At 62.5% G+C, this 22,122-nt stretch carries 18 protein-coding genes and 4 tRNA genes; 8 read left to right on the forward strand and 14 right to left on the reverse strand.

Features of this window, described 5'->3' with window-relative positions; genetic code table 11:
* Positions 1 to 108: 108 nt before the first annotated feature.
* On the reverse strand, positions 109 to 1,005 hold the full coding sequence (locus ACP7DE_RS21050) for a recombination-associated protein RdgC (RefSeq protein ID WP_100874868.1): 897 nt from the start codon (positions 1,003 to 1,005) through the stop codon (positions 109 to 111).
* 118 nt (positions 1,006 to 1,123) lie between these two features.
* On the reverse strand, positions 1,124 to 2,278 hold the full coding sequence (gene dinB, locus ACP7DE_RS21055) for a DNA polymerase IV (RefSeq protein ID WP_426074004.1): 1,155 nt from the start codon (positions 2,276 to 2,278) through the stop codon (positions 1,124 to 1,126).
* 203 nt (positions 2,279 to 2,481) lie between these two features.
* Between dinB and ACP7DE_RS21060 the strand changes: the two genes are divergently transcribed.
* The 8 genes from ACP7DE_RS21060 to ACP7DE_RS21095 all read left to right on the forward strand — a co-directional run bounded on the left by ACP7DE_RS21060 (position 2,482) and on the right by ACP7DE_RS21095 (position 7,703).
* Positions 2,482 to 4,662: a S9 family peptidase gene (locus ACP7DE_RS21060; RefSeq protein WP_426073918.1), complete on the forward strand. Its 2,181-nt coding sequence runs from the start codon at positions 2,482 to 2,484 to the stop codon at positions 4,660 to 4,662.
* A 98-nt stretch (positions 4,663 to 4,760) separates the two neighbouring features.
* A tRNA-Val gene (locus ACP7DE_RS21065) sits at positions 4,761 to 4,836 on the forward strand.
* 54 nt (positions 4,837 to 4,890) lie between these two features.
* Positions 4,891 to 4,967, forward strand: a tRNA-Asp gene (locus tag ACP7DE_RS21070).
* A 217-nt stretch (positions 4,968 to 5,184) separates the two neighbouring features.
* Positions 5,185 to 5,260, forward strand: a tRNA-Val gene (locus tag ACP7DE_RS21075).
* 57 nt (positions 5,261 to 5,317) lie between these two features.
* Positions 5,318 to 5,394 (forward strand) — tRNA-Asp (locus ACP7DE_RS21080).
* 106 nt (positions 5,395 to 5,500) lie between these two features.
* Complete coding sequence (locus tag ACP7DE_RS21085) at positions 5,501 to 6,604, forward strand: hypothetical protein (RefSeq protein ID WP_426073919.1); 1,104 nt, start codon at positions 5,501 to 5,503, stop codon at positions 6,602 to 6,604.
* Positions 6,595 to 7,221: an ABC transporter ATP-binding protein gene (locus tag ACP7DE_RS21090; protein ID WP_426073920.1), complete on the forward strand. Its 627-nt coding sequence runs from the start codon at positions 6,595 to 6,597 to the stop codon at positions 7,219 to 7,221. The genes ACP7DE_RS21085 and ACP7DE_RS21090 overlap by 10 nt, the downstream gene beginning before the upstream one ends.
* Before the next feature lie 134 nt (positions 7,222 to 7,355).
* Positions 7,356 to 7,703, forward strand: coding sequence for a CzcE family metal-binding protein (locus ACP7DE_RS21095; RefSeq protein WP_426073921.1), 348 nt, complete (start codon positions 7,356 to 7,358; stop codon positions 7,701 to 7,703).
* Between the two features lie 71 nt (positions 7,704 to 7,774).
* Here the strand turns inward: ACP7DE_RS21095 and ahpF are convergent, their stop codons facing one another.
* The 12 genes from ahpF to ACP7DE_RS21155 form a co-directional block, all read right to left on the reverse strand.
* Positions 7,775 to 9,370: an alkyl hydroperoxide reductase subunit F gene (gene ahpF, locus ACP7DE_RS21100; protein WP_426073922.1), complete on the reverse strand. Its 1,596-nt coding sequence runs from the start codon at positions 9,368 to 9,370 to the stop codon at positions 7,775 to 7,777.
* Between the two features lie 104 nt (positions 9,371 to 9,474).
* Complete coding sequence (ahpC, locus tag ACP7DE_RS21105; protein ID WP_034780873.1) at positions 9,475 to 10,038, reverse strand: alkyl hydroperoxide reductase subunit C; 564 nt, start codon at positions 10,036 to 10,038, stop codon at positions 9,475 to 9,477.
* A 188-nt stretch (positions 10,039 to 10,226) separates the two neighbouring features.
* Positions 10,227 to 10,628, reverse strand: a complete 402-nt coding sequence (locus ACP7DE_RS21110) for a DUF3597 domain-containing protein (protein WP_426073923.1) — start codon at positions 10,626 to 10,628, stop codon at positions 10,227 to 10,229.
* A 176-nt stretch (positions 10,629 to 10,804) separates the two neighbouring features.
* Positions 10,805 to 13,657 carry an EAL domain-containing protein gene (locus tag ACP7DE_RS21115; protein ID WP_426073924.1) on the reverse strand — a complete coding sequence of 951 codons (2,853 nt, stop codon included), beginning with the start codon at positions 13,655 to 13,657 and terminating at the stop codon, positions 10,805 to 10,807.
* Positions 13,658 to 13,791: 134 nt separating this feature from the next.
* Positions 13,792 to 14,184, reverse strand: a complete 393-nt coding sequence (rbsD, locus tag ACP7DE_RS21120; protein WP_426073925.1) for a D-ribose pyranase — start codon at positions 14,182 to 14,184, stop codon at positions 13,792 to 13,794.
* A gap of 4 nt (positions 14,185 to 14,188) precedes the next feature.
* Positions 14,189 to 15,100 (reverse strand): ribokinase, encoded by a 912-nt coding sequence (gene rbsK, locus ACP7DE_RS21125; RefSeq protein WP_426073926.1) that lies wholly within the window; start codon positions 15,098 to 15,100, stop codon positions 14,189 to 14,191.
* On the reverse strand, positions 15,097 to 16,155 hold the full coding sequence (locus tag ACP7DE_RS21130; protein ID WP_426073927.1) for a LacI family DNA-binding transcriptional regulator: 1,059 nt from the start codon (positions 16,153 to 16,155) through the stop codon (positions 15,097 to 15,099). Before ACP7DE_RS21130 ends, rbsK begins: the two co-directional genes overlap by 4 nt.
* Before the next feature lie 20 nt (positions 16,156 to 16,175).
* Positions 16,176 to 17,147 (reverse strand): ABC transporter permease, encoded by a 972-nt coding sequence (locus ACP7DE_RS21135; protein WP_426073928.1) that lies wholly within the window; start codon positions 17,145 to 17,147, stop codon positions 16,176 to 16,178.
* An 18-nt stretch (positions 17,148 to 17,165) separates the two neighbouring features.
* Positions 17,166 to 18,725 carry a sugar ABC transporter ATP-binding protein gene (locus ACP7DE_RS21140; RefSeq protein ID WP_426073929.1) on the reverse strand — a complete coding sequence of 520 codons (1,560 nt, stop codon included), beginning with the start codon at positions 18,723 to 18,725 and terminating at the stop codon, positions 17,166 to 17,168.
* Between the two features lie 91 nt (positions 18,726 to 18,816).
* A complete protein-coding gene (locus ACP7DE_RS21145) occupies positions 18,817 to 19,776 on the reverse strand; it encodes a sugar ABC transporter substrate-binding protein (protein WP_426073930.1) in 960 nt (319 codons plus the stop codon).
* 208 nt (positions 19,777 to 19,984) lie between these two features.
* Complete coding sequence (locus ACP7DE_RS21150; protein WP_426073931.1) at positions 19,985 to 20,866, reverse strand: EamA family transporter; 882 nt, start codon at positions 20,864 to 20,866, stop codon at positions 19,985 to 19,987.
* Between the two features lie 163 nt (positions 20,867 to 21,029).
* On the reverse strand, positions 21,030 to 22,118 hold the full coding sequence (locus tag ACP7DE_RS21155; RefSeq protein WP_426073932.1) for a zinc-ribbon domain-containing protein: 1,089 nt from the start codon (positions 22,116 to 22,118) through the stop codon (positions 21,030 to 21,032).
* Between the last annotated feature and the right edge of the window lie 4 nt (positions 22,119 to 22,122).

Genomic DNA, 22,122 nt, shown 5'->3' on the forward strand with positions numbered 1-22,122 from the left:
GAAAGCGCCTTGCACTTCACCGTGCAAGGCGCTTTTTTTATGCGTCCGCAGATTGCACAGGCGAAAAAAAGGAGCCGCAGCTCCTTTTCCGTACCTGTACGACTGCTTTTATGCCGTCGCCTCGCCGCCCAAGGCTTCGACCACATCGGCCATCAGCTTGCTCAGCTCGCCCGTCATCAGCATCACGTCGCCGTCGAAACGCTCGTCGTCGTTCTTCGTGCTCGATTCCGTTTCCTTGATCACGTCCAGCGGCTTGACGCTCTTGATGGCCAGGGACTCCGTCAGCACGAACGATATCTTGTCATTCCACGTCATGGCCAGGCGCGTGCACTGCTTGCCGGCCGCGATGTGGCGGCGCACATCGTCCGCTTCCAGGGTATGGCGCACGTAGCGCACGGTGGCCTTGCTTTCGCCCGTGGCGCGCAATTCCGTATCCATGTCGACCGTGAAGCCGGCAGGCGCATCGTCCGCTTGCAGCCATTCCGTCATCACCGCCACCGGCGAGCGCTGCACGCGCAGACTTTCCAGCGGCAGTTTATCGACGGCCTTCAACAGCAGCTTGATGACTTCATCGGCTTTTGCCGGGCTGGCGGCATCGACCACCAGCCAGCCATTGACGGGGTCGATCCACGTCCAGACGTTGCTGCGGATGCTGAAGGCGCGCGGCAGCAGCTCGTCGGCCACGCGCTCTTTCAATTCTTTCATGGCTTTCTTGCCAGGCGCAAAGCCTTGCGCTTCTTCCATCTCGGCAGCGCGGGCCTTGGCCACCTGGTTGATGACGGTCGCTGGCAACAGTTTCTTTTCCGTGCCCAGCAAGATCAGCATTTGCTTGTTGACCACGTGGACCAGACCGCCATTCGGGCGTGGCGTATCCCAGCCCTGGCGCATCAGATCCATGCTGGTCGCCGGCGTAAATTTGTTCGAGGACAAGGCCTCTTCCAGTTGTTCTGGCGTATAAGCCCATGGTGCGGGCAGGCGGTAAATCTGAAGATTCTTGAACCACATAATTTTTGTCTTCCGTTTGTTTCAGTAGTGCCAGGGGAACGCCATTCTACACTTTCGACACGGGAATGCCGTCAAAAGCGCGGACTGGCGCGATGCTTGTTATGCATGGGGAATGCCGCTACAGGGCGGGGAACAGCTCCGCCTGGGCTGGCGCCTGCCGCGTCACGCCGGCCGGATCGGACAAGGTCGAGATGCGCACGCCCAGCAGGCGGATTTTCTTTTCAAACGGCACGCGCCGCAGGCAATCGCGGCTGGCGCGCAGGATGGCGGCGGCGTCCGCCGTGGCGCTGGGCAAGGTGATGTCGCGCGTGACGGTGCTGAAATCCTCGAAGCGCAGCTTGATGCCCACCGTGCGCCCCGCCAGCGACTGTTTATCCAGGTCGCCCGCCACGCGCGTGCACAGGCTTTCCAGCTTTTCCGACAGGGTGGCGCGGTCACGCACCACCTGCAAGTCGCGCTCGAACGTCGTTTCGCGGCTGACGGACTTGGTTTCCCTGCTCGTCTGCACAGCCCGCTCATCGATGCCCAGCGCCGCCTGGCGCAGCCAGCCCGTGTACAGGTCGCCGAACTGCGTGCGCAGCATGGCCAGGTCGGCTTGCGCCAGTTCACCAATGCTGACGATGCCCAGCGCTTCCAGCTTGGCCGTGGCTTTCGGGCCGATGCCGTTGATCTTTTTTGCCGGCAAGGGCCACACGCGCGTTTCAATATCCTCGGGCGACAAAATGGTCAATCCGTCGGGTTTTTCCAGATCAGAACAGATTTTCGCCAGCAATTTGTTGGGCGCCAAGCCGATCGAGCACGACAGGCCCGTCGCTTCGAACACGGCCGCCTTCAGGCGCGCCGCCATGGCCGGCGCCTGCTCGCCGTATTCGGTCAGGTCGACATAGATTTCATCGATGCCCACGTTCTGGATGATGGGGCACAACTGGGCCACGGCTTGCTTGAAGCGGGCCGAATACTCGCGGTAAGCCTCGAAATCGGCCGGCAGCAGGATGCTGTCCGGCGCCAGCTTGGCCGCCTTCATGATGCCCATGGCGGAAAACACGCCAAACTTACGCGCCGCATAGGTCGACGTGGTGACGACGCCGCGCCCCACGTAGTCGCGCATGCGCGCAAATTGCCGCGTGCCATCTTCCTGCAGCACGGGCTGCTGCAGCCGGCCGCCGCCAATGACGACGGCTTCGCCGCGCAATTGCGGATATTTCAACAGTTCCACGGAGGCGAAGAAGGCGTCCATGTCCAGGTGGGCAATCCAGCGGCGCGCTTCAGGCAATATTGGGGCAGATAGGGTCAAAGGGGCACCTCGCGGCGGATTGGCTTGCCTTTATTGCGGCAAGATACTGTGCATGCATACAGTATTACCCGAAATGGCCACGGATGCAAGATGAAACGAACGCGGCGCGACGGCGGCGATCAGCGGTTGCTTTTCTCAATGGCAAGATTACAATCTTGGCACAACTATTAAAAGGAGTCGTCTTGTCTATCACCCATCACGCTTCGCGCCGCCGGTCCGTCTGGTCATCCATCCTGCCGGCCCTGCTACTGTCCACGCTGGCGCCATCTGCGCTGGCCGACACTACCACCACCGTTGCCGCCACCGTCGCCACGTCCACCGCGCCGGTTGCCGGCAAGACAGCCTGGCAGGAAACGCGCCACGGCACGGTCGTCACGGACGACTACCGCTGGCTGCAAAAGAAAACCGACCCTGCCGTGATCGATTACCTGAATACGGAAAACGCCTACACGGCCGCCGTCACGGCCCCGATCCAGCCGCTGGCAGACAAGATCTATGCGGAAGTCAAGGGCCGCATGCAGGAAGTGGACTTGTCCGTGCCTGCGCGCCAAGGTAACTTTTACTATTACACGCGCACGGAAGCGGGCAAGCAATACCCGCTTCATTGCCGCCGTCCTGTCGGCGCCAGCGGTGCCTACGATGCGCAGGCGGTCGAGGAAATTCTGCTGGACCAGAATCAATTGGCCGAAGGCAACAAATTCTTTGCCGTGCGCGCGTTTTCCATCAGCCCGAATGAACAATTGCTGGCCTACACCACCGACACGACGGGTTTCCGCCAGTACGAGCTGCATGTCAAGGATTTGAAGACGGGCAAGTTGCTGGGCGACAGCATGCCACGCGTGACTTCGCTGGCCTGGGCGGCGGACAATGCCACCCTGATGCTGGCCCAGGAAGATGCCACCACCAAGCGCTCGGACCGCTTGTTCCGCCTGGCCCTGGGCGGCGCGCCGCAACAGGTCTACCACGAGCCGGTGGAACAGTTCGCCATCCATGTGGACCGCACGCATGACAAGCAGTTCTTCGTGCTGACCTCGGGCAGCACGGATACCACCGAAGTGCTGCTGTTGCCAACGAACAAGCCGCAAGGCAGTTTCCAGAGCGTGCTGAAACGCGAAAAAGGCCACCGCTACGTCGTCGAACACCGCGACGGCCAGCTGTATATTCTCACCAACAAGGAGGCGAAGAATTTCCGCGTCGTCAGCGCGCCGCTGTCTGCGCCGCAGCTGAAACACTGGAAGCCCGTCGTGCCGCACAACAAGGACGCCGTGATCCAGTCCATCGACGTCTTCCAGGGCTACCTGGTGGTGATGGAAAAGGCACGCGCCCTGAACCGCGCGCGCATCTACGATTTCGCGCATAAAAACTGGAAGACGGTGCAATTCGACGACCCCGTCTACCTGGCCACGTCGGTCGGCACGCCGGAGTTTTCCGCCACACAATTTCGCATGTCATACCAGTCGCCTGTCACGCCGCCCACGGTGATTGACGTCAGCATGGAGGATGGCAAGCGCACGGTGCTGAAACAGCAGGAAATCGTCGGCGGCTTTGACGGCAGCCGCTACACCACGCAGCGCTTGTGGGTGAAGGCGCGCGATGGCGTGCAAGTGCCGCTGTGGGTCGTCTACAAGAAAGGCGTCAAGCTCGACGGTTCCGCACCGCTGCTGCTGTACTCGTATGGCTCGTATGGCATTTCCACGGAAGCCACTTTTTCCATCAGCCGCATCAGCCTGCTGGAGCGGGGCGTCATCTATGCGCAAGCGCATATCCGCGGCGGGACGGACATGGGCGAAGCCTGGCATGAAGACGGCATGCTGATGAAGAAGAAAAACACCTTCCATGACTTCATCGACAGCGCCGACTACCTGGTGCGCGAAAAATGGACCAGCCCGAACCGCCTGATCATCCAGGGCGGCAGCGCGGGCGGCCTCTTGATGGGCGCCGTCGTCAACATGCGCCCCGACCTGTTCCACGCCGTGCACGCGGCCGTGCCGTTTGTCGACGTGATGAATACCATGATGGACGCCAGCCTGCCCCTGACGACGGGCGAATACCTGGAATGGGGCGATCCTAACCAGAAAGCGGCCTACGACTACATGCTCAGCTATTCGCCCTACGACAACATTGCGCGCAAGAACTATCCCGCCATGCTGGTGACGACGGGCCTCAACGACAGCCAGGTCATGTACTGGGAACCGGCCAAGTATGTGGCCAAGCTGCGCGCGTATAAAACGGACAGCAATCCGCTGCTGCTGAAAACGAATATGGGCGCCGGCCATGGCGGCGCTTCGGGCCGCTACAACGCCATCGCCGAGAACGCGTTTAATATGGCGTGGATGCTGTCCCAATGGAATATCACGGAATAATGTGAAAAAGCGCTTGCACAAGGATTTCCATCGTCCTATAATAGCGCCTCTTCCAGACGTGGTGACAAACGTCGGGATGGTTTTCTGAGACAAGCAACGGGTGCTTAGCTCAGTTGGTAGAGCGGCGCCCTTACAAGGCGTAGGTCGGGAGTTCGAGCCTCTCAGCACCCACCAAATCAGAAAACTGTCCAGTGCTTCATGGATCAGCAATACAGATCATACGAGCTTGGAGTGGTAGTTCAGTTGGTTAGAATACCGGCCTGTCACGTCGGGGGTCGCGGGTTCGAGTCCCGTCCGCTCCGCCAATAAAAGAAAAGCCCTTTGGTTCTCAGAACCGAAGGGCTTTTCCCATTTCAGAAGCAAAAAACACCTCAGTACTCCTCCCCTTGAACATTTTTGCGCTTTTCAGCAAAAAAACTGCTTTTAGCCCTCAAGAATAGTTGCACAAGCGGGAAAGCGCCCCCTATAATAGTGCCTCTTCCAGACGTGGTGACAAACGTCGGGATAGTTTTCTGGGTATGCGGGTGCTTAGCTCAGTTGGTAGAGCGGCGCCCTTACAAGGCGTAGGTCGGGAGTTCGAGCCTCTCAGCACCCACCACCAATACAGAAAATTATCCAGTGCTTCATGGATCAGCAACACAGATCATACGAGCTTGGAGTGGTAGTTCAGTTGGTTAGAATACCGGCCTGTCACGTCGGGGGTCGCGGGTTCGAGTCCCGTCCGCTCCGCCAATAAAAGAAAAGCCCTTTGGTTCCCAGAACCGAAGGGCTTTTCCCATTTCAGGCCCGAAAAATGCACTAGAATCAGCGCTCATCCTGACTCTGCAGCTCCTGCCTGATGCGCCTGCCCCACAGTCTTTCCCCTTACCTCGCCCTGCGCCTGCGCCTGGCCCATCATGCTTTGCTGCAATTTGCCGCCAGCCTGGCCAGCTCCATGGAAATTCTCGTGTTCCTGGCCGGCCCCGTCCTGCTGGGTCTACTCAGCGTCATCGCCCTGCCCGGCTTTCTCGCCGTGAGCCTGCCCTGGCCCGCCGCCCTGGGCGTGCTGAGCGCGCAAGCCCTGCTGACCTGCCTGCCCGCCTGGCTGCTGCGCAAGCGGCTGCTGCCGGCCCCCATCGCCGCCTGGCTACGCCAGCTGCCCTTGCCGACGCGCTTGCGCTGGCAAGCCGATGTAGCCGTGGCCGGCTTGCTGATGCTGCCGCTGGGCCTCGCTTATGCCGTCTCGGCCGCCATCTGGCTGGTGCAGTCGCCGCCCTGGCTGCGCCCGATTGTCGCGCCTGGCATCGCCGCCACCATCGCCGCCTGGCTGCTGGCCTGGCTGCTGACGACGCTCATCGTGACGCAGCGCCTGCGCGCGCCACGCCCCGCACAAAGGGCGCGCTCGCCAACGATGAGCGCCTATGTGCCGCAACGGCCGCGCTGGCGCACCGTGTTCCTGTGGCGCCAGCTGTTCTGGCTGCCGTTCTGGCGTAACGACAATGTGATTGGCATCCAGCAAAGCGTGCTGCTGGCCACTGCTGGCGCCAGTATGCTGGCCTGGCTGCTGCGTGCGCCCCTGGTGCCCGCACCGCTGCTCGGTTTACTGGCCAGCGCCAGCCTGATCATTGTGACGGACCGCGGCGACAAGGCCGTGCGCGAGCAGATCGCCGTGCTGCGCCCTTCGCTGAACGCCTGGCCCCTGGCCAGCACTGCCTTGACACGCCTGGCCTGCGCCGCGAGCCTGCTGCCACCGTTTGCCGTGCTGCTGGCAGGCGCTGTCTTACTGTACAACATCCACCCCGCCTCCTTGCAGCAGCGCGTCACCAGCGTGTATGCCCTCACCGCCAGCGCGGCCTTGCTGGCCATCGTCGGCTTGCCCCGCCTCAAGGCGCGCGGGCGCGTCGTCCTCGTCGTCTTGTCCATCCTTGCCTTGAGCGCTATCGGAAGCGAATTATGGAATTGAATATCCCCTCTCCTGTCCTGCAGATCCAGCACCTCGATTTTCACTTTGCCACGCACAGCGTCTTCCGGGGCTGCAATCTGCAATTCGGCCCCGGCATCACCTGGCTGCGCGGCGCGAACGGGGCCGGCAAGACGACCTTGCTGAAGTTGGCGGGTGGCGCCCTGCTGCCCGCGCGCGGCGCCATCCGTCTGGATGACGTCGACAGCGGCTGCATGCCGCTGGCGTACCGCGCACTGGCCTTCTATTGCGGCGGCGACGCGCCCGCCCTGCCCTGGCTGCAGGTGCATGAATGGCTCGACTTGCACCTGGCACTGTACCCGGGCAGCGACCAATCCCTGCTGAACGACGAGCTGAAGGCGTTTGCCATGACGTCCACCTTGCAGCAAAGCATCACCGCCCTCTCGCTGGGCCAGCACAAAAAACTGCAACTGGCGCTGGCCCTGGCCTTGCCCGTGCGCCTGCTGCTGATCGATGAACCATTCAATGGCCTCGACGCGGCCGCCATGGCGCATCTGCGCGCGCGCCTGGCCGACCCGCTTCGCCTGGCGCGCCAATGCATCGTGCTGACCAGCCACCTGGCGCCGGACGTACCGCTGGCGGCGACGGTGGAAATATAGACAGAAAATACAGATTTGCAGTTCAACCAAGAAACGCTTACGATGCCGTGTTGCAAAAACCGGCGATCCCGGTGCAGCCACAACAACAAAATGGCGCGGTTATGCACCGCGCCTGGCTTATTCTTGGAGAAATTATGTTGAACACCCACCGCAACGCCCTTGCCATCCTGTGCGCCGCCTTCGCCACCTGTGCCACCTCGGCCATCGCCGCCGGCCCCACGGGCACGCCCGCCGACTATGGCAGCAGCGCCCCCCATGCCGCCGCCCAGCGCAGCATCGACCTGCAGCCCGAGACGCGGCACATCAACGTCACGCGCGGCGAAGCCGTCACCATCGCGCGCGCCGGCCAGCGTTTTACGTGGCACGTGCAAACCTTCAACAACAAGACCGTCTTCGCCCTGGCCGAGATCGCGCCCAAGGACATGCCCGTCGATGGCGTCGCCGTGTATGTGGCCGCCAATCCCCAGTACGCGGGCAGCTGAGTTTCCTCTACGCATAAAAAAACCGGAACAGCCTCGCGGCCGTTCCGGTTTTTTTTGATACAGCGCAATGATCAAGCCGTCAGTGCTTCCTTGACAGCGGACTCTTCGACCACTTCCTCGTCATCCGAGCGGATCAGGTGGTCAAAGGCGGACAGGGCTGCCTTGGCACCTTCGCCGGTGGCGATGATGATCTGCTTGTACGGCACCGTGGTGACGTCGCCGGCTGCAAACACGCCGGGGATCGAAGTCTGGCCGCGGGCATCGACTTCGATTTCACCGTGGCGCGACAACGCTACCGTGCCTTTCAGCCACTCCGTGTTCGGCACTAGGCCGATTTGCACGAAGACGCCTTCCAGCTCGACCTTGTTCGACTCGCCGCTAATGCGGTCCGTGTAGCGCAGGCCATTGACGATCTTGCCATCGCCGTGGATCTCGGTGGTTTGCGCCGAGGTGATCACGGTCACGTTAGGCAGGCTGTGCAGCTTGCGTTGCAGCACTGCATCGGCGCGCAGTTCCGCGCCGAACTCGATCAGGGTCACGTGTTTCACCAGGCCGGCCAGGTCGATCGCCGCTTCCACACCCGAGTTGCCGCCGCCGATCACGGCCACGCGCTTGCCCTTGAACAAAGGACCATCGCAGTGCGGGCAGTACGCCACGCCGTGGTTGCGGTATTCCTTCTCGCCCGGCACATTGATTTCGCGCCAGCGGGCACCGGTGGCCAGGATGACGGTCTTGGCTTTCAAGATGGCGCCATTCGCCGTTTCAATCTCGACCAGCTTGCCCGGCGTCAACTTCGTGGCGCGCTGGGTGTTCATGATGTCGACTTCGTATTCCTTGACGTGCTGTTCCAGCGCCATGGCAAACTTCGGACCATCCGTTTCTTTGATGGAAATGAAATTCTCGATGGCAAGGGTATCGAGTACCTGGCCGCCAAAACGCTCGGCCAGCACGCCCGTCTTGATGCCTTTGCGGGCCGCGTAGATGGCCGCTGCCGCACCGGCAGGGCCGCCGCCGACGATCAGTACATCAAAGACGTCTTTCTTGTTCAGCGCTTCCGCCTGACGTGCGCCGGCGTTGGTGTCGAGCTTGGCGAGGATTTCCTCGACATTCGTGCGTCCCTGGCCAAAATGCTGGCCATTCAGGAACATCATCGGCACGGCCATGATCTGGCGCGCTTCCACTTCTTTCGGGAACACGCCGCCATCGATGGTGGTGACCTTGATGCGCGGGTTGATCACGGCCATGGCATTCAATGCCTGCACCACTTCCGGGCAGTTATGGCAGGAGAGCGAAATAAACGTTTCAAACTCGTAGTCGCCGTCGAGGTTGCGGATCTGTTCGATCACGGCGTCGTCGAACTTGATGGTGTGGCCGCCCACTTGCAGCAGCGCCAGCACCAGCGAAGTAAATTCATGGCCCAGCGGGATGCCGGCGAAACGCACGCCGATATCGGTGCCTGGGCGGTTGATACTGAACGATGGCTTGCGCTCGGCGCCATCATTGCGCTTGACCAGAGTGATCTTGTCGCTCAACAGGACGATTTCCTGGAGCAATTCTTCCATTTCACGGGCCTTGGCGCTGTCATCGAGACTGGCGACGATCTCAATGGGCTGCACTACTTTTTCCAAATAGGTTTTCAACTGCGCTTTGAGATTTGCGTCCAACATGATTTTTTCCTTTGACAAATATTTAGGCGAATGCCGGGCCGGACACCCGGTCCGGCATCGCGGTAACTACTTGTTTGCTGCTAGATATTGCAAGGTTTCAAGACTTAAATCTTGCCAACCAGGTCCAGCGATGGGGTCAGGGTTGCTGCGCCTTCCGTCCATTTGGCTGGGCAAACTTCGCCTGGGTGAGCGGCAACGTATTGGGCTGCCTTGACTTTGCGCAACAGTTCCGATGCGTCACGGCCGATGCCGTTGTCATGCACTTCCAGCACTTTGATGAAGCCGTCTGGATTGATGACGAAGGTACCGCGCAGTGCCATGCCTTCTTCTTCGATCATGACTTCGAAATTGCGCGACAGGGTACCGGTTGGGTCGCCGATCAGGGCGTATTGCACTTTCTTGATCGCGTCCGAGGTGTCATGCCATGCTTTGTGCGCGAAATGCGAGTCGGTCGAGATGCCGTAGACGTCGACGCCCAACTTCTGGAATTCAGCGTGGTGATCGGCCAGGTCTTCCAGTTCGGTTGGGCAAACGAAGGTGAAGTCGGCTGGGTAGAACACGAATACCGACCACTTGCCTTTCAGCGACGCTTCCGTCAGGTCGACGAATTTGCCATTGTGGAACGCGGTTGCCTTGAATGGTTTAACTTGGGTATTGATGAGCGACATAATCATTTCCTCTCGTGTGGTGAATCAGTAAGACCCTAGTGTAAGGGGTTTTAATCCATATGCAAAATTGATTGTAACAATAGTTTCAATTGTTTTTAGCTATCGCAACGCTATGGGAACACCATCATAGGCAGTTCTTGCAGGATTGAATAGCGGCAGCGGTGGGGATTCGTGCTGCCGCCGGGTGCTTAGTTCTTCAGTTCTTCCGGTACCTTGCCGCCGTTTTCCGCCAGCTTGATCATCACCTGGCGATGCAGCCAGATATTCATGCTGGCCGAATCATTGGTATCGCCCGTGAAGTGCAGCTCTTGTGCCAGTTCCTTGCGCGCGGCCAGGCTGCTGTCAAGCTGAAGCAGTTTCATCAGGTCGACGATGGATGTGCGCCAATTGAGTGTTTCCGCGTTCTTGCTGGCCAGGTCGACCAGCACCACTTCCACGTCCACCACCGGCACGGCAACCGCTGGTGCAGGTGCAGGTGCTGCCGCCGATGCTGCTGCAGGTGCTGTCGTAGCGGCGGCTGGCGTGGCTGCCGGAGCGGCGTCGGAAGCATGGTGGAAGATTTTGTTGTAGATATTGCTGAAAATGCCCATGAGGTCACCTCAAGTTGAGTGAATGGAAGAAGATTTGCCTGCGCGCCCGGTTCATAACGCGAACCGGTGACAGCTGGAGCCGGGCGCAGGCGCCAGCCCGTCGAGTATAAGCCTGTTCAGGCCGGGAGCCCTGTCCCGCAGGGCCAGTGGACATCTGGTGGCAGAGTATGCCTGTTTCAAGGGTGCAAGGGCCGCCGGGCGTGCAGCAGCGCATCGAACGCTTCGATGGCCAGCGGCGGCGCAAACAAATCGCCTTGTGCAAAATCGCAGCCGATCTCCAGCAACCGCGCGCGCTGCTCTTCGGTCTCCACCCCTTCGGCGATGACCCGCAAGCCCAACTTGTGGGCCATGGTGACGATGGCTTCGCACAGCACCAGTTCGCTGGCGCCGGGCGCCAGCTTGCGCACCAGCACGCCGTCGAGTTTCAGGTAATCGATGCCGCATTGCTGCAATTGCGTCAGCGAGGCCTGGCCGCTACCGAAGTCGTCCAGGGCGATCTGCAAGCCCGCCTCGCGCAAATGCTGCAGCCGCTGCGCCATGCCGTTGCCGGCGCTGGCACCGTGTCCCAGCAGCGCATCTTCGCGCATGTCGAGCACGATGGCCGAGGCCGGCACATCGAACGCCATCAGTTGGCGCAGCCAGGTGCCGGGCGACTCCACTTCGCGCTGCAATTCCAGCGGCGACTGGTTCAGACACAGCTGCAGTCCCGGCAAGCCGATGGCCTGGCCCTGCGCGCGCCAATGCAGCAATTGCGCGGCTGCCGTGCGCAGCACCCAGTCGCCGATCTCCACGATCAAACCGCTGCTTTCGGCCAGCGCCAGGAAATCGGGCGGGCACACGATGCCCCGCTGCGGATGATGCCAGCGCAGCAAGGCTTCCACTTTAACAATATTGCCACTACGCAGTTCGACAATGGGCTGATAATGCAGCTGCATCTGCTGTTCGCGCAGGGCCGTGCGCAAGTCCGCCCCCATGCGCATGCGGTTGACGGCCGCCACCTGCATCGCCGGCGTAAAGTAGCTGTAGCGGTTGCGCCCCGCCCCTTTCGAGACATACATGGCCTGGTCCGCATGCTTGAGCAAGTCCTCGATAGTGCCCGCGTCGTCCGGATACAGGGTGATGCCGATCGAAGCCGAGACGAATGCCTGTTCCTGTCCCAGCAAAAACGGCGCCAGCAAGCCGTCGAGTATCTGCCGCGCGATGCGGTCGACTTGCTGCAGATCATCAAGGTCGGACAGAATCACCGTGAATTCATCGCCGCCCAGGCGCGCCACCGTGTCCGTCTCGCGCACGCCGACGCGGATGCGCCGCGCCGCTTCGATCAGCAAAATATCACCCTGGTGGTGGCCCAGGGTGTCGTTGACTTCCTTGAAATGGTCGAGGTCGATGAACAGGATGGCCACGCGGCTCGTATCGCGGCGGCCCTGGGCCAGCGCCTGGCGCAGGCGCTCATGGAACATGCGCCGGTTCGGCAATTGCGTCAAGGTATCGAAATTGGCTTGCTGCCAGATTAGCGCTTCCGTTTGCCGCTTGTCCGTCACGTCTTCCAGCATGCACAGGTGGTGTGGCCCGCCGTGGCGCGCCGTGGCAATGGCCGTCACCGATGCATCGACCCAGACCACGCCGCCATCGGGACGCACGATGCGCTTGGCGTGGCGGAAGCCCTGCATGCGCCGCGCCAGCAGCTGCGCCACCTGCTCTTGCTCGCCGGCCACGTCGTCGGGATGGCTGATCTCCATCCAGCTCGACCGCTTCATGTGTTCCAGGCTGCGCCCGCTGATGGCCAGGTAGCGCGGATTGATGTCGAGAAACTGTCCGCTCACGGTATCGATCAGGGCGATGCCCATGGGCGCTTCCTCGAACATGGTGCGAAAGCGCAACTCCCCCTGGCGGATGGTTTCCTCGGTGCGGTGGCGCTCGCGCGCCAGATTGCTGAAGTGAAAGGCCGCCGACACGGCCAGCAGGCTGCCCGCCACGCCCAGCGACAGGTACAGCCAGCCCAGGTCGGCGCCTGGCACGGGGCGATACAAAAAGTCCTTGTAGGCGCCGCTGTCCGTGGCATTGGGCGGCAACACGCCCATGGCGACATACGTGTCGGCGATATGCTGCCAGCGCTGGGGATTCATGTAGCCGAGCTCCACCAGCACGGGCTGCAGCAGCAATTCCATCTGCTGCGCCTCGTACAGCAGATGCGCGCGGTCGTGGCGCTGGCTGTATTTGACGTGGATCAGACGCGCCATTTCCTCGCGGTGCGCCATCGCGTATTGCCAGCCGCGCAGGCTGGCCGCACGGAACGCTTTGACGCGCTCGGGATGGCGACGCAGCTCGTGCTCGCTGGTAAACAAGTTGTCGCCGTAGAAATCGATACCGGCCGTGCGCGGCGTAAATTGATAGTAGGAAAAACCCGCCCGGTCCAGGTAGTCCGGTTCGTTTGTGGAGTACGCGGCAATCGCATCGACCTTGCCGTCGATCAAATCCTCGACCCGGTAGCTGGGCGGCAAGTGACGCAGCTGCTGCGGCGCGACGCCCATTTTCTGCAGGAACAGCGACACTTCATCGGAAGCGGTCGCCACGTCGGACGCACCTATCATCACGGCCGCCCCCGCCAGCTTGCGCACATCGGGCGCGCCGCCATGCCGGCGCATCAGCAGCACGCTGGGCGAATGCTGGAACACCACGGCCAGCACCACCAGGGGCTTGCCAGCCATGCGGCTGAGCAACAAGCTGCTGTTGCCGACGCCATACTCGGCCTGACCCGCCAGCACGGCGGCCTCGGCACGCGGCACACCGCTGCCTTCGACCAGCTTGACCTCCAGCCCCGCCTCGCGGTAATAACCTTGCTCGATGGCCGCGTAATAGCCGGCAAACTGGAATTGATGCGTGAAATTGAGCTGCAGGGAGATGGATTCCAGCGCCCGGGCGGGCGTTGCCAGGCACAGCAGCAGGAAGAAAAGGCAGCGCCAACCGTACACAAGCCTGCCGGCAGGCGGCAAGAAGGAGCGGAAAGCGTCGGCTGCTTTCATCGGCATGGCAGGACACCACAGGAAACTGCCGAGCTGGCAGGGGTAAGGCTATTGTAGCCGCCCCTTTTGCCGATGGATGATTATTTCTGTGAAGTCAATAACGATGATGTTTTTGGCAAACAGTTTCACCATTATTTGCGCTAGAACACGACGCCAGCCACCAGAATGACGTTGGCATACGGACTGCACTCACCCGTGCGCACGATGGCGCGCGCGCCCTTCGACAGTTGCTTGAACTCGTCGTGCGTCACCTGGCGCGCATCGGGTAAATCCAGCGCCGCCACCTGCGCCGCCATGGCCGGGTTGTGCTGCAGTAACTCGCTGGCGAACAAATGGTATTCCACCTGCATTTCGCTCAGCACGGTGTTCACGGTATCGATGAAGCCGGGAATGCCGCGCGTCAAGGCCAGGTCGATCAGGGGCACGCCCGGTTGCGACGGCAAGCCCGCATCGCCGATGACGAGCATATCGCCATGCCCCAGCGAAGCAATCATGTGCGACAGCGCAATATTGAGCAGCGGTGATTTTTTCATAGGTTCAGAACAGCTCGTGCAAGTGGGGGATCGAGGTTTGCGCGCCAGGCTTGGTAACGCTCCAGGCGGCCGCGCGCTGGCCTTGTTGAATCGCTTCGGCCTCGTCCATGCCGGACGCCAGGCCCGCCACAAAACCGCCGATAAAGGTGTCGCCGGCGGCCGTCGTATCGACGGCTTTCACCACTTCGGCCGGGAAATCATAATCGCCGCCATACAGCGCCGCGTGCACGCCCTTGGAGCCGAGGGTGATGATGACGTTATCGCTGCCCAGCTTTTGCAGCGCAGCCGCCAGCACCTTGACGTCCACGCCTTCCGGGCTGACGCCGGCCAGCATGGCCGCTTCGATTTCATTCGGAATCAGGTAGTCGACCAGTTCCAGCACGCCGTCCGGCAAGCTGGCGGCCGGGGCCGGGTTCAACACCACGGTCTTGCCCAGGGAACGGGCCAATTTGATGGCGTGCACGACGGTGGCCATCGGCGTTTCCAGCTGCAGCACGACAATATCGGCCTGTTCAATTAACCCTTGCGCAGCGTCAATGTGCGCAGGGCTGAGCAGATCGTTGGCGCCGCCGGCAATCACGATGCTGTTCTGGCCATTCTCGTCCACCAGGATCGAGGCGATGCCGGACGCGACACCGGGCAAGGTGGTGATGTGACTGTCGATGATGCCGTCGCCCACCAGCGCCGCGCGCAGGGTCGTGCCGAACGCATCATCGCCCACGCAAGCGACCATGGCCACTTGCTGGCCACCGGCGGCCACTTTGCCGCTGAGGCGCGCGCAAGCGACGGCCTGGTTGGCGCCCTTGCCGCCAGGAATGGTGCGAAAAGCGCCGCCCGTCAGGGTTTCGCCGGGGAGGGGCATGCGCGGCACGCGCAAGACCAGGTCCATATTGATGCTGCCGATAACCACGATCATGATGTCATTCCCATCAGTTCAGTTGCAGGTGAAGAAGTCGGTGCGGAAGAAGTTACAGTGGCAGGCACGCTGGAGCCGCGCACGTGCAGTTCGGGCGCGATGCTGCGCTGCTGGCGCGGCAAGGCCGGGTCGGCGATGCGCGCCAGCAGGCAGGCGGCCGTGATGTGGCCCAGCTCGCGCGTGTTTTGCGCCACGCTGCTCAAGGCCGGATGCACGAAGCTGGCCAGGTCGATATCGTCGAAGCCGACGACGGCCAGCTCGCCAGGCACGGCAATGCCGCGCTCGGCGGCGGCGCGCAGGGCGCCAAATGCCATCAAGTCATTGCAGCAGAACAAGGCGTCGGGGCGCTGGCCTTGCGGCAGCGCCAGCAAGTCCAGCGCCGCCGCATAGCCGCCCGCGCTCGTAAAATCGCTATGGCGGCACAGCGCGTCGGCCAGGACCACGCCCGCGTCCGCCATGGCGCCGCGCGCGCCGTCGACGCGCTCGTTGGAAATGCTCACTTCGCGGGGGCCGGCGATGCAAGCGAGGCGCCGGCGTCCCAGCCCCAGTAAATGGCGCGCGGCCAAAGATCCCCCGGCGCGGTTGTCGACAGCCACGGCATCGATGGACAGGTCGCTGGGCGCGCGGTCGAGCAGCACGGCCGGCACCTTCATCTTGCGCAGCAATTCGCCATCGCTGTCGGCCAGCGCGGATAAAATCAAGCCGTCGCAGCGCTTGGTCAAGAGCACGTTCAGGTAGTCGCGCTGCTTGACGGGGTCATCATCGGAATTGCACAGGATCACGCTGTAGCCGGCAGCGTAGCAGCTGTCCTCGATGCCGCGCGCCACTTCCGAAAAATACGGGTTCGTATTATTTGGGATGATCAGGCCGATGGTACCCGTGCTGCGGCTGCGCAAGGAACGCGCCAGCGCGCTAGGCACGTAATGCAATTGCTCCGCCGCCGCCAGCACGGCGCGGCGCGCCTCGTCGCTGACGGGGCGGGTATTGTTGAGGACGTGCGAGACAGTGGTAAACGACACCCCTGCCGCCTGCGCCACTTGTTTGATGGTTGCCATGGTCGCGCGGTTTCCTTCCCTTACGAACGCTCGCCGCGGCGGCGGTAAGTGTCGAGCACCACGGCGGCGACGATCACCAGGCCCGTGACGATGCGTTTCACGGGTTCGGACACGCCCACTTGCGCCAGGCCCGCTTCCAGCACGGAAATGATCAGCACGCCGATAAAGGTGCTGATGACGGAACCGCGTCCGCCCATCAGGCTGGTGCCGCCGATCACGACGGCGGCGATCACTTGCAATTCCATGCCCACGCCGCCATTCGGGTCGGCCGCTTCCAGGCGCGACACTTGGAACAGGGCGCCCACGCCGGCGAGGAAACCCATCAAGGCAAACACCAGCACTTTTGACGGTTTCGTGTTGATGCCGGACAAACGCACGGCTTCTTCATTCGTGCCGATACCGATCCAGTGGCGTCCCAGCACCGTGCGCGTGAGCACCAGGTGGCCGATCACAACAATGGCGATGGCGGCGATGAAGGCGGGCGACAGGCCAAAGGCGATCGGCGAGCTGATGCCGTCAACGGCGCTGCCGATGTATTCCGTGCGCGAATTGGTCACTTGATAGGCGAGGCCCCGGGCCATTTCCAGCACGCCCAGCGAAACGATGAATGAGGGAATGCGCCAGCCGACGGAAATCAGGCCCGTGGTGGCGCCGCACAGCGCGGCGACGAACATGCCCAGCAGGGCCGCGCTCCACACGGGCCAGCCCCAGTGCACGACAGCCAGCGATAGCACGGAGGCGGCCAGCGCCATCACGGAGCCGACCGACAGGTCGATGCCGCCGATGATCAGCACGAAGGTCATGCCGACAGCCATTACCACCAAAGTCGGGATGTTGTTCGACAGGGTGCTGAGCGTGGCGAGCGTAAAGAAGTTTTCGCTGGCAAACGAGAACAGCACGCACATGGCCAGCAGGGCGCCGATCAGGCCCGCATAGTTTTTCAGGTCGGCCAGGCTGCGCTGCAGATACGAAGGAGATGAGTGGGTGGTCATGGGAATCTTTCCGGCGGATCAGGCCGCAGCTGGAGTGGAAGTTGGGGTCAAATAGCCGGAGAAGGCGGCCGACAGCAGCGCGTCCTGGCTCCAGGCACCGCGCTCGAAGGTCTCGACGATGCTGCCCGCGCTCATGACGGCGATGCGGTCGCAGATCAGCATCAGTTCGCGCAAGTCGCTCGACACGATGAGCAAGCCCTTGCCCTGGCGCGCCTGTTCGGCCAGCACCTGATAAATATCAAACTTGGCGCCGATATCGATGCCGCGCGTGGGCTCGTCGAACAGCATCACGGGGCAGTCCCGGTACAGCCAGCGGGCGATCACCACTTTTTGCTGGTTGCCGCCAGAGAGTTCCGCCACCGTTTGCGCGCTGTTGCGCGAGCGGATGCCCAGGCGCTGGATATAATCGTCGGCCACCGTCGCTTCGGCCGCATCGTTGAGCCAGCCAAGGCCAGCGTGGCTGACGGTATCAAGCGAGGCCAGGGTGGTGTTGACGGCGATGGACTGGCGCAGCAACAAGCCTTGTCCCTTGCGGTCTTCCGTGATCATGGCGATGCCGGCCTGGACAGCCGCCTGCGGCGAGGTCAAGGCGGCGGGCGTTGTGCTGTCACCGAGGAAAACTTTGCCGGCATCGGCGCGGTCGGCGCCGAAAATCAGGCGCAGCAATTCCGTGCGGCCCGATCCGATCAAGCCGGCAATGCCGAGGATTTCGCCGGCGCGCAAGTCGAACGAGGTGGGCTTGACCACCTTGCCGCGCGCCAACCCGCGCACGCGCAGCAGCGGCGCGCCGATGGTGCGCCCGCTCAAGTCCACCGCATCGTCGGCCGAGCGGCCCACCATCAGGCTGACCAGGTCGGCGGCGGAGTGTCCCGCGATATCGTCATCGCACACCAGTTGCCCATCGCGCAGCACGGCGATGCGGTCAGCCACGCGCTTGAGTTCTTCCAGGCGGTGCGAAATATAGATGATGCACACGCCTTCGGCCTTCAGGCGCTCGATTTGCAGGAACAGCAATTCCACTTCGCGGTGCGTCAGCATGGCCGTCGGCTCGTCAAGCACCAGCAGGCGGCAGGAACCGATCAGGTTGCGCGCGATTTCGATCATTTGCTGGTGGCCGATGCCCAGTTCGCCCACGAGTGTCCACGGGTCGAGTCCGCCCAGGCCGACTTTATCCATCTGTTCGCGCGCATCGCGTTCGAGGCGCGGTCGGTCGATGAAGCCGAAACGCTGCGGCAAATTCTTGAGGTACAGGTTTTCCGCGATCGACAGGGTGGGAATCAAATTGAGTTCCTGCATCACCATGCGGATGCCCAGCGCCTCGGCGGCAGCGCGCGAGGCAGGCTGATAGGGCTTGCCATCGAGCAGCATCGTGCCCGTGGTGGCTTGCTCCAGGCCGCAGATGATCTTCGACAGGGTGCTCTTGCCCGCGCCGTTCTCTCCCGTCAGCGCCAGCACTTGGCCAGGGGCGAAGCGCAAGCCCACGCCGCCCAGCACGGGGCCGACATAGGACTTGCCGATGTTGTCCAGGGTCAATAGAGGGGTGGCGGCCGGTGGCGCCGGGGGAATGTCGGTAGGCATGATAAAACTCCGCGGTAGTGGCGGCGGGGCCGGCACCGCCTACTCGTGAGTACGCAGGCGCCGGCCCCGGCGGGATCAAACGATCAGGCGATCAGGACTGGGCGCCCTTGGCGACCAGTTCGACCTTGGTTTCGATGACGCCACCAAGCTCGGCCTGTTTCTTCTTTTGCGCCAGGGCTTTGAGCACGGTCTCGATACCGAACACGGCTTGCTGCGAACCGAACTGGTCGGCGGTAGCCAGCACGCGGCCATCGGCCAGCATCGGCTTGATGGCGTTGATGTTGTCGTAGCCGACGACCAGCACTTTGCCAGTCTTGCCGGCCGCCTTGATGGCGGAAATGGCGCCGATGGCCATGTTGTCGTTACCGCACAGCAAAGCCTTGATATTCGGGTTGGCGTTCAGCATGGCGGCCGCCACCGTGTTGGCAGGGGCGATTTCCCACTGGCCCGACTGCACGCTGACGACCTTGGCGCCGGCCGCATTCATGGCGTCCTGGAAACCCAGGGTGCGCTGCTGCGCATTGTAGGTGGTGGAGACGCCTTCGAGGATGCCGACCGGATCGCCCTTCTTGATTTGCTTGGCCAGGTAGTCGCCGACCACCTTGGCGCCCTTGCGGTTGTCCGGACCGACGAACGGCACGGTGATGCCCTTCTCTTTCAGGGCGCCCTCGTCGAGCTTGTTGTCGATATTGACGACGATGATGCCCGCGTCGATGGCTTTCTTCAGCACCGGCACCAGCGCTTTCGAATCGGCCGGCGCGATCACCAGCGCGTTGACGCGCGAGACGATCATTTGCTCGACCAATTTGATCTGGCTCGACGTATCCGTTTCATCCTTGATGCCGTTCGACAGCAAGTCGTACTTGGCGGCATTCGCCTTCTGATGCGCCTTGGCGCCGTTTTCCATGGTCAGGAAAAATTCATTGGCGAGCGACTTCATCACCAGCGCCACCTTCGGTTTGGCAGGTGTCTGCGCCATGGCTGGCACGGCGGGCAAGGCACACACCAGGACAGCGGCGGCAATCATTTTCAGGCGAATACGGGATGTCATGAGCGTCTCCAGAGTTGTTGGTCAAGCACGTGTAGAGCATGCTTTTATGAAATTTCATTGCGCGCAAACGTTTGCGCGATGCGAATAGTGCCTCAATGCGCTATATCAGTGCAAGCAAAACTGTATGTGCGGTGCAGCAAAAAAGGAATGCCCAGAGGAGAACAGGCAGGCCGATGCGATCAGCCTGCCTGGGGGAAATGGACGGAAATCAGGGGGTTGTTGCGGGACGGGCGCTGGCCCACTGCACGGCCAGCACGCTGGCCAGCACCAGCAGCAAGCCCAGCATCGACCAGCCCGTCATGGCCTGGCCCAGCAAGGCCCAGCCCAGCACGACAGCCATCAGGGGACTGAGCAAGCCCAGCGACGAGACGGCAACGGGCGACAGGCGGGCGATGCCACGGAACCATAAGGCATACGCCAGCAAGGCGCCGGCCAGGCACAGGTAGGCATAGGCCAGGACTTGCTGCAAGGATAGCGCTGGCAAGGGTGCGTCGGCCAGCAAGGCGACGGGCGCCAGCATCAGGCCGCCGAGCAGCAATTGCCAGCCCGTCAGCGCCAGCACGGGCAAGTCCGGCCTCCAGCGCCGCGTCAGGTAAGTGCCAGCCGCCATGCAGGCCGTGCCGCCCAGTGCTGCGGCGATGCCGATGGGTTCCCACACCGTGCGCGGCGACAACAACAGGACGCCCATGCCGGCCACGCCCAGCACGCTGGCCAGCAGCGCAAGGCGGGCCGGACGGCGCCCTTCCACGCCCCAGGCCAGGCCCATCACCAACAGCGGCTGGATGGCCCCCACCACGGCCGCCAGGCCGCCCGGCAAGCGGTAGGCGGCCACGAACAGCAGCGCCTGGAACACGCCGATATTCAGTGCGGAAAGAATCAGCACGCGGCCCCAGTCGCACCGCGCGGGCAGGCGCCGCATCAGGAGCAGCAACAGCAAGCCTGCCGGCAGCACGCGGATCAAGGCCGCCGTGAAGGGGCGATCGGGCGGCAGCAATTCGGACGTGACGATATACGTGGAACCCCAGATCAGGGGCGCCAGCGCCGTGAGCACGATATCGCCCCAGGCGGGACGGGCAGCGGAGGCGGACATATACTATCTCGACGTTAAGATAAAAGCCCAGTGTGATCGCAGACTATCTTGATGTCAAGATAAACCAGTCGCTGCGCCGCTGCCTGACGGGCGTAAAAAAGCCCGGCATGACCGGGCTGCGGGGACTGTGCCAGGCGGCAAGCTGCGCCGCCTGGATCGCCGCTTAGTCGCGCATGCGCCGCAGGGTCGTCACCCGCATGCCGCCCATGCTGATCTGCGCCGTGCTGCCATCGTCGCTGACGATAATGTCCATGGCCGCATCACCCGCACCTTCCGGCGCGATCGTCACGGTATTGCCTTTGGTGGTGAAGGTGGCCTTGGTCGAGGTCCCGTTATTGATCACGCTGTCGCGTGTAAATTCCAGGACATTGCCCATCGCCGCCTGCCATTTCCCCACCGCCGGGTGGCCGCCAAAGCGGAACACGCTCTTCAGCTTGTCCAGCATGCCCGCGCCCTGCACGGCCGGTGCTTTGCCTATCACACCGGTCATGGCCGCCTGGCTCATCTGCGCTTCGTCGATGACTTGCCACTGCTTGTCGACCAGCGCCAGCGGCAACCGCACTTCCAGGTCGCCGTCCGGCAAGCGTTGCAGGATCAGCGCGCGGTCCGCCGACTTGGCGAACCACGCCGCCTCATCGGTCAACGCCAGCGTGGCCTTGGCCATCGCCACTTGCTGTGTGCCCAGGTCGCGCACCTGATCGTAGCCGCTGACCTTGGCCACTTTCACGCCCTTGGCCACGCATAGCTTGTCGCCGCGCAAGGCGGCCTTGCCCGGTGCGGCCAGCGCGTAGACAAATTGCGATTGCGCAAGCCAGCCACCACTGCCTTGTTCGACGGGAGCGGCGTACAGCCCGCCACGCACGAGGATATCCAGCCATTGCCGAGTCGAACTGTCGTACGAGGCCACGCGAATTTCTTCCTTCTGGTACGGCAAATTGGTGAGGCACAGCAACTTGTCGCGCGCCGTCTCGTCGGTCGCCAGGTGGGCATTGATGGCGCGGCTGAAACTGCTGGCCGAGGCCGCCTCTGGCGCCAGCAGCCACGCCAGGGCGCCACCGGCCACGATGACCACCGCCAGCGCGCCGCCGGCCAGGATGAGGTGGCGCCGCTGGACACCAGCCGGCTTGGCAGGCGCGGCGGGTGCCGGCGCAGGTCCGGGCGACGGCACGGCGTTCAAGGCCTTGCCGCATTCATCGCAAAAGCGCGCGCCGGGGACATAGGCGGTGCCGCATTTGGTGCAAAAGTGAGCCATGGTA

Source organism: Janthinobacterium sp. DSP2-3-3, assembly GCF_049897325.1.
Lineage (GTDB): Bacteria > Pseudomonadota > Gammaproteobacteria > Burkholderiales > Burkholderiaceae_D > Janthinobacterium.

What these genes read in the sequence shown, in the direction of transcription:
- ACP7DE_RS21115 (WP_426073924.1), bottom strand. Translation starts at nt 13,657, where the DNA reads ATGCCGATGAAAGCAGCCGACGCTTTCCGCTCCTTCTTGCCGCCTGCC.
- ahpC (WP_034780873.1), bottom strand. Translation starts at nt 10,038, where the DNA reads ATGTCGCTCATCAATACCCAAGTTAAACCATTCAAGGCAACCGCGTTC.
- ACP7DE_RS21150 (WP_426073931.1), bottom strand. Translation starts at nt 20,866, where the DNA reads ATGTCCGCCTCCGCTGCCCGTCCCGCCTGGGGCGATATCGTGCTCACG.
- ACP7DE_RS21085 (WP_426073919.1), top strand. Translation starts at nt 5,501, where the DNA reads ATGCGCCTGCCCCACAGTCTTTCCCCTTACCTCGCCCTGCGCCTGCGC.
- ACP7DE_RS21140 (WP_426073929.1), bottom strand. Translation starts at nt 18,725, where the DNA reads ATGCCTACCGACATTCCCCCGGCGCCACCGGCCGCCACCCCTCTATTG.
- ACP7DE_RS21145 (WP_426073930.1), bottom strand. Translation starts at nt 19,776, where the DNA reads ATGACATCCCGTATTCGCCTGAAAATGATTGCCGCCGCTGTCCTGGTG.
- rbsD (WP_426073925.1), bottom strand. Translation starts at nt 14,184, where the DNA reads ATGAAAAAATCACCGCTGCTCAATATTGCGCTGTCGCACATGATTGCT.
- ahpF (WP_426073922.1), bottom strand. Translation starts at nt 9,370, where the DNA reads ATGTTGGACGCAAATCTCAAAGCGCAGTTGAAAACCTATTTGGAAAAA.
- ACP7DE_RS21110 (WP_426073923.1), bottom strand. Translation starts at nt 10,628, where the DNA reads ATGGGCATTTTCAGCAATATCTACAACAAAATCTTCCACCATGCTTCC.
- ACP7DE_RS21090 (WP_426073920.1), top strand. Translation starts at nt 6,595, where the DNA reads ATGGAATTGAATATCCCCTCTCCTGTCCTGCAGATCCAGCACCTCGAT.
- ACP7DE_RS21135 (WP_426073928.1), bottom strand. Translation starts at nt 17,147, where the DNA reads ATGACCACCCACTCATCTCCTTCGTATCTGCAGCGCAGCCTGGCCGAC.
- rbsK (WP_426073926.1), bottom strand. Translation starts at nt 15,100, where the DNA reads ATGATCGTGGTTATCGGCAGCATCAATATGGACCTGGTCTTGCGCGTG.
- ACP7DE_RS21050 (WP_100874868.1), bottom strand. Translation starts at nt 1,005, where the DNA reads ATGTGGTTCAAGAATCTTCAGATTTACCGCCTGCCCGCACCATGGGCT.
- ACP7DE_RS21095 (WP_426073921.1), top strand. Translation starts at nt 7,356, where the DNA reads ATGTTGAACACCCACCGCAACGCCCTTGCCATCCTGTGCGCCGCCTTC.
- ACP7DE_RS21155 (WP_426073932.1), bottom strand. Translation starts at nt 22,118, where the DNA reads ATGGCTCACTTTTGCACCAAATGCGGCACCGCCTATGTCCCCGGCGCG.
- ACP7DE_RS21130 (WP_426073927.1), bottom strand. Translation starts at nt 16,155, where the DNA reads ATGGCAACCATCAAACAAGTGGCGCAGGCGGCAGGGGTGTCGTTTACC.